6 protein-coding genes are annotated in these 5,331 nt (G+C 75.9%); 4 read left to right on the forward strand and 2 right to left on the reverse strand.

The genetic code is table 11. From position 1 onward, the window contains the following. Window positions 1-100: 100 nt before the first annotated feature. Window positions 101-982 carry a lysyl oxidase family protein gene (locus tag PAI11_RS10215; RefSeq protein WP_007573964.1) on the forward strand — a complete coding sequence of 294 codons (882 nt, stop codon included), beginning with the start codon at window positions 101-103 and terminating at the stop codon, window positions 980-982. A 51-nt stretch (window positions 983-1,033) separates the two neighbouring features. On the opposite strand, the gene PAI11_RS10220 is transcribed toward PAI11_RS10215, so the two are convergent. Both PAI11_RS10220 and PAI11_RS10225 read right to left on the reverse strand, forming a co-directional pair. Beyond that, window positions 1,034-2,461 (reverse strand): MFS transporter, encoded by a 1,428-nt coding sequence (locus PAI11_RS10220; protein ID WP_007573966.1) that lies wholly within the window; start codon window positions 2,459-2,461, stop codon window positions 1,034-1,036. A 112-nt stretch (window positions 2,462-2,573) separates the two neighbouring features. Beyond that, a complete protein-coding gene (locus tag PAI11_RS10225; RefSeq protein ID WP_007573967.1) occupies window positions 2,574-3,050 on the reverse strand; it encodes an SET domain-containing protein-lysine N-methyltransferase in 477 nt (158 codons plus the stop codon). Between the two features lie 218 nt (window positions 3,051-3,268). Between PAI11_RS10225 and PAI11_RS10230 the strand changes: the two genes are divergently transcribed. The 3 genes from PAI11_RS10230 to PAI11_RS24220 all read left to right on the forward strand — a co-directional run. Then, a complete protein-coding gene (locus PAI11_RS10230; protein ID WP_007573969.1) occupies window positions 3,269-4,231 on the forward strand; it encodes an NAD-dependent epimerase/dehydratase family protein in 963 nt (320 codons plus the stop codon). Between the two features lie 104 nt (window positions 4,232-4,335). Next, window positions 4,336-4,566, forward strand: coding sequence for a DUF2188 domain-containing protein (locus PAI11_RS10235; RefSeq protein ID WP_138974213.1), 231 nt, complete (start codon window positions 4,336-4,338; stop codon window positions 4,564-4,566). Between the two features lie 111 nt (window positions 4,567-4,677). Then, window positions 4,678-5,331, forward strand: a 654-nt coding sequence (locus tag PAI11_RS24220) for an FG-GAP repeat protein (RefSeq protein WP_211656576.1), incomplete at its 3' end; no start/stop codon positions are given.

The raw sequence follows: 5,331 nt of genomic DNA on the forward strand, positions 1-5,331 counted from the left end.
CTGGCGGCGCGGGTCGCCGGCCTGCGGCGGGCGATCGAGGTGATCGCCGCGCCGGTGTCGTGAGTCTGGTCGCGGCCGTCGATCATCTAGGGTCCGCGCCGTGTCGAAGCTCCAGATCCGGCGGGTGGCTGGGGTGGCGCTCGCGGCGATCGTCGTTCCCGGGGCCGCCGGGGTCGCGATCGTCGCCGGCGAGCCAGCCGCGCGGCCCGCGCCAGCCGCCGCCACGGCGACCGTCAACCCCTGCCTCGGGCCCGAGGCGGCCACGCTCCGCTGCCCCGACCTGATGATGAGCCGGCCGTTCGGGATCCGGGTCGATCGGCGCGCTCGTCGCGGGCGGACGCTGCTGCGGGCCGGGAACTCGATCGACAGCGTCGGCGCCGGTCCGGCCGAGCTGCGCGGGCGGCGGACGCGATCGGGCTGGATGGCCGCGCGCCAGTACGTCGACCGGGTCGGCGGCGGCCACCTGAAGCTCGACAACGGCGGACGGCTGCAGTTCAAGAAGGCGCATCTGGACCGCCGTTGGTGGAAGTTCCACGACGCGGCGCGGTTCGAGCTGTGGACGCTCGACGCCCAGGGCGAGCGCGCCGAGCGGGTCCGGGTCGGCCCGAAGGTCGCCTACTGCCTGCGCGACCTGGAGCGGACCGAGCCGCACCTGGCCCGCTCGCCGCGGCGCGCGGTCTACCCGGCGTGCAGCACCGACCGCAAGCGACGCCGGGCGACGCTCGGCACCTCGCCGGGCTGGTCGGACGTCTACCCGCCCGACTACCCCGAGCAGTGGATCGACGTCAGCGGCCTGCGCGGCTGCTTCGCCTACGTCCACATCGCCGACCCCGGGAACGCGATCCTCGAGTCCGACGAGGAGAACAACCAGGCCCAGGTGATCGTCCGGCTGCCGTTCCACCGCAAGGACCGCCGGGGCGGCTGCCCCGGACGCGACTTCGGGCGCCGCTACGTCGAGCGCGACGCGGGCGACGGCTACTGACCCGACCCGGCCGTCGCGCAGCGCCACCCCGCGCCGCGCGACCACCGGCGATCAGCCCGCCGTCGAGGGCTCGCCGTCGCCCGCCGGCGACGAGCTCGGCGCACCGCTCCGCAGCAGCGCCGCCGCCAGCAGCGCCCCGGCCACCGCGATCCCGGCCGCGCCGAGGAAGGCCGCGGAGAAGCCGTCGCTGAGCGCCGCGGGATCGCCGAGCCGGCCGGCGCCCTGGGCGGACGCGAGCGCGGTCATCGCGGCCAGGCCGAGCGCCGAGCCGACCTGGTAGCTGGTGTTGACGATCCCCGAGGCGAGCCCGCCCTCCTCCGGCGCCGCCGACTGGATCGCGGTCCCGAGCGAGGGGATGAACGCGATCCCCATGCCGATCGCCGCGAGCAGCGACGCCGGCAGGACGTCGACGGCGAACGAGCCGTCCGCCCGCACGAGCGAGAGGATCAGCAGACCGCCGGCGAGCACCAGCAGGCCGGCGACGATCGACGTCCGCGCTCCGAAGCGCCCCATCACCCGCGGCGCGACCACGACCATCATCAGCATGATCGCCCCGGTCATCGGCAGCAGCGCCGCGCCGCCGGCGAACGCCCCGAGCCCGAGCACCTGCTGCAGGTAGAGGTTGAGGAAGTACCACATCGGGACCCACGCGGCCCCGAGCAGCAACTGGGCCAGGTTGGCGGCCGCGAGGTTCGGCGTCCGCAGGATGCCCAGGCGCATCAGCGGCTCGCGGCGCCGGGCCTGGACGACGACGAACAGCCCCAGGGCGACGAGGCCGCCGCCGATCGTCAGCAGCGTCGTCGCCGACCCCCAGCCCTCGGCGGGAGCGCGGACGACGCCGAAGACGGTCGCCGCCAGGCCGGCCGTCGCCAGCAGCGCGCCGAGCAGGTCGATCGAGCCGCGGCGACGGGCGCCGCCCGGCATCAGGCCGGGAGCGATCGCCAGCACCGCGAGCGCGATCGGGACGTTGACGAGGAAGACCCACGGCCAGCTGAGCCACTCGGTGATCACGCCGCCGAGGAAGACGCCCGCGGTGCCGCCGGCGGGCGCCGCCGCGCCGTAGATCGCGAAGGCCTTCATCAGCTCCTTCGGCTGGCTGCCGAACAGCATCATCAGCAGCGTCAGCGCCGCGGGGGCGATCAGCGCCGCGCCCGCTCCCTGGACGGCGCGGGCCGCGATCTCGACCCCGATCGACCCGGCGAGGCCGGCGGCCAGGGACCCGGCGGCCAGCACGGCCCAGCCGGCCAGGAAGACGCGGCGGGCGCCGAGCAGGTCCGCCAGGCGGCCGCCGAGCAGCAGCAGGCCGCCGAGCGCGACGACGTAGGCGTTGAAGACCCACGAGAGGCTCTCGGGGTCGAAGCCGAGATCGGCCTGGATCTCGGGCAGGGCCACGCCGATGATCGACGTGTCCATGATCACCATGAACTGCGCCAGGGCGATCACCCAGAGGGCGGCCCAGCGCTTGGGGTTCGGTGGCATCGGAAGCTCCTCGAGCTTGGGTGGGGCCGGCTCCGACCCCACGGACTTATACCCCCATGGGGTATCGGGAGCCGGACCCTACCACCTATACCCCTAGGGGGTACTCCTCAGCTCAGGGGACGGGCGTCGCCACCGCGGCGGACCGCTCGTCCATCGCCCGCAGGTACGGCGCGACGAGCTCGCCGTAGTCCGCCTTGCGGGCGGCGGGCAGGTCCTTCCAGCCGGTCACCGAGCCGCGGCAGCGCTCGGCGCCGCAGAGGCAGATCGCCGGGAAGTGGTCGATCGTGAAGTTGCGCATCGCGTAGTCGAAGGTCAGCTCGCCGCCGGCGGCGATCGCGCGGCGGGCGACGAAGTCGAACGCGTGGCCCTCGTTCAGGCGGACCCCGCAGTTGGGGTCGCAGGAGTGGTTGACCTTCGGCCCGAGGCCGCCATGGCGGGCCCACCGGTCCGGGCCGACCTGGGTCGCGTGCGAGTCGTTGCCGGTCAGCTCCCCGATCAGGAAGCCGACCATCACGGTGTCGCCGGTGGCGAACGGCTGCGTGGCGAGCACGCCGTCGCCGGTGCCGTCGGGTGCGCGACGCAGTCGCACGCCCTCCGCGGCGCGGCCGTCGGTGGTGCGTCGCTCGCGCTCGGCGGGGACCTGCGTTCTGGCGCCTCGGGACACGGTGGTGCCGGGCGGCCGGAGCGGACGTACGTGGGGCAAGGAGACCCCTCTCGATAGACGTCCTTGAGCGACGAGTATAGGCCGGCACCGCGCCGCCGATCGCGATCGACCGGAGCTAATGCGCAACTGATAGGTTGCGCATCATGCGGATCCTGATCCTCGGCGGCACGGTCTTCCTGGGGCGCCACGTGACCGACGCGGCGCTCGCCCGCGGGCACGAGCCGACGCTCTACACGCGTGGCCTGCACGGCGCGGGCCTGTTCCCGGAGGTCGAGCACGTGCGTGGCGACCGGGCCGATCTGACGCCGTTGCGGGGGCGCTCCTGGGACGCCGTGATCGACACCTCCTGCTACCGGGCCGCGCACGCCGAGGCCGCGGGGCAGCTCGACGTCGGCCACTACGTCTTCGTCTCGACCGGCAACGCCTACCCGACGTGGCCGGACGAGCCGGTCGACGAGGGCACGCCGACCTGGACCACCGTCGACGACGGCTACGGTCCCCAGAAGGCGGCGGGCGAGCGGGCGCTCCAGGCCGCGATGCCGGGCCGGGTGGCGTGCGTCCGCGCCGGGTTGCTGGTCGGCCCCCACGACAACGTCTTCCGGCTGCCGTGGTGGGTCCGCCGGGTCGCCGCCGGCGGCCCGCTGCCCGCGCCCGGCGACCCCGGGCGGTCGCTGCAGCTGATCGACGCCCGCGACCTGGCCGGCTGGATGGTCGAGCTGGCGGAGCGGCGGACGGCCGGGGCGTTCAACGGCACCGCGCCGATCGGCCAGACGACCTTCGGCGAGGTCCTCGACCTGGCGATCGCGGCGACCGGCTCCGACGCCCGGCCGCGCTGGATCGACGAGCCGGCGCTGGCCGGCGCCGGGGTCGAGCCGTGGGCCGAGCTGCCGCTCTGGATGCCGGAGTCCGCGGCCGGCACCTGGCGGATGGGGACCGCGCGCGCCCAGGCGGCCGGGCTCCGCTGCCGGCCGCTGGCGGAGACGATCGCCGACGTCGCCGCCTGGCTGCGCGACGGCGGCGAGCGGGAGCTGGGCGACTGGCGCGCCGAGCACCGTCCGGCGCCCCTGTCGGCCGCGCGCGAGGCGCAGCTGCTGGCGCTGGCGTGACGCGGAGCGGGACGGAGCCGCCCTGGCGCCGCGCCGCTCGGCGAAGCCGTCCGACCGGCATGAGACCGTCCGCCGAAAAGCGACGGACGTTCAGGGGACGCTCGGTGGCTGACTTCGGAGTGCGGTTCGACGACTACGGGTACTGGGAGGTGCGGCGCTGCGGAGCCGCGCACCCCAGTTCACGCCACGTCCGCAAGAGCGACGCCGTGCGGGCGGCCGGCCGCTACGCCACCGGATCGGGCGGCGGCCGCGTGCTGCTGCTCGAGCTGGACGGCAGCACGCGGACGCTGGTGGCGCCGGAGCAGCCGCCCGTCGCCTGGCGGGCCACCGGCTAGCGGACCCGGCGCCCGCCGGCCACCGTCCGGCGTCGTCCCCGCGAGCGGCTGCTACCTTCGCCAGCGGGGCCGCGGTCACGGCTCCGCGTACGAACCGGGGGTGGTGCAGGGATGGCGACGAAGCGAGCCGGCGGAGCGATCGCGACGATCGTGGCGGTCGCCTGCCTGGTCTTGGCGGGACCGGCGACGGCGGCCTACGAGCAGCGGGCGACGATCCTTCCAGCCGTCTCGGTGGCCGGGACCGGCTTCGGCACGGCGATCGCGCTCTCCGCGGACGGGGCCACGCTGGTCGTCGGCGCGCCGACCAGCTCGCGGGCCTACGTCTTCGATCGCACCGGCGACGCCTGGACGCAGCGAGCCACGCTGCAGCCGCCGACCCCCGAATCCGGCGACGGCTTCGGCAGCGCGGTCGCGCTCTCCGCCGACGGGACGACCGCGGTCGTCGGCGCGCCGACGCGGAGCGCGAACGCGGGCGCGGCCTACGTCTACCGGCGCGGCGGCGGCTGGGCCGACAGCAGCGCCGGGACCGCGATCGCGGGCGCGGCCGGCAGCTTCAGCGGCGGCGCCGTCGCCGTCAGCGGCGACGGCGGGACGATCGCCGTCGGCCGCCCCGGCGGCGCCTGCGGCCTGGCCACGATCGCCGGTGGGGCAACGCCCGGCGCGGTCGCCCTCTACAGCGGGCCCCTGGCGCCGGTGCCCGTGCCGTCCGCCACCCTGACCGCCGCGGCGACGCCCGAGGCGGGGTACTTGTTCGGCTGCGCGCTG

This window comes from Patulibacter medicamentivorans (assembly GCF_000240225.1).
GTDB classification, from domain to species: Bacteria; Actinomycetota; Thermoleophilia; order Solirubrobacterales; family Solirubrobacteraceae; genus Patulibacter; species Patulibacter medicamentivorans.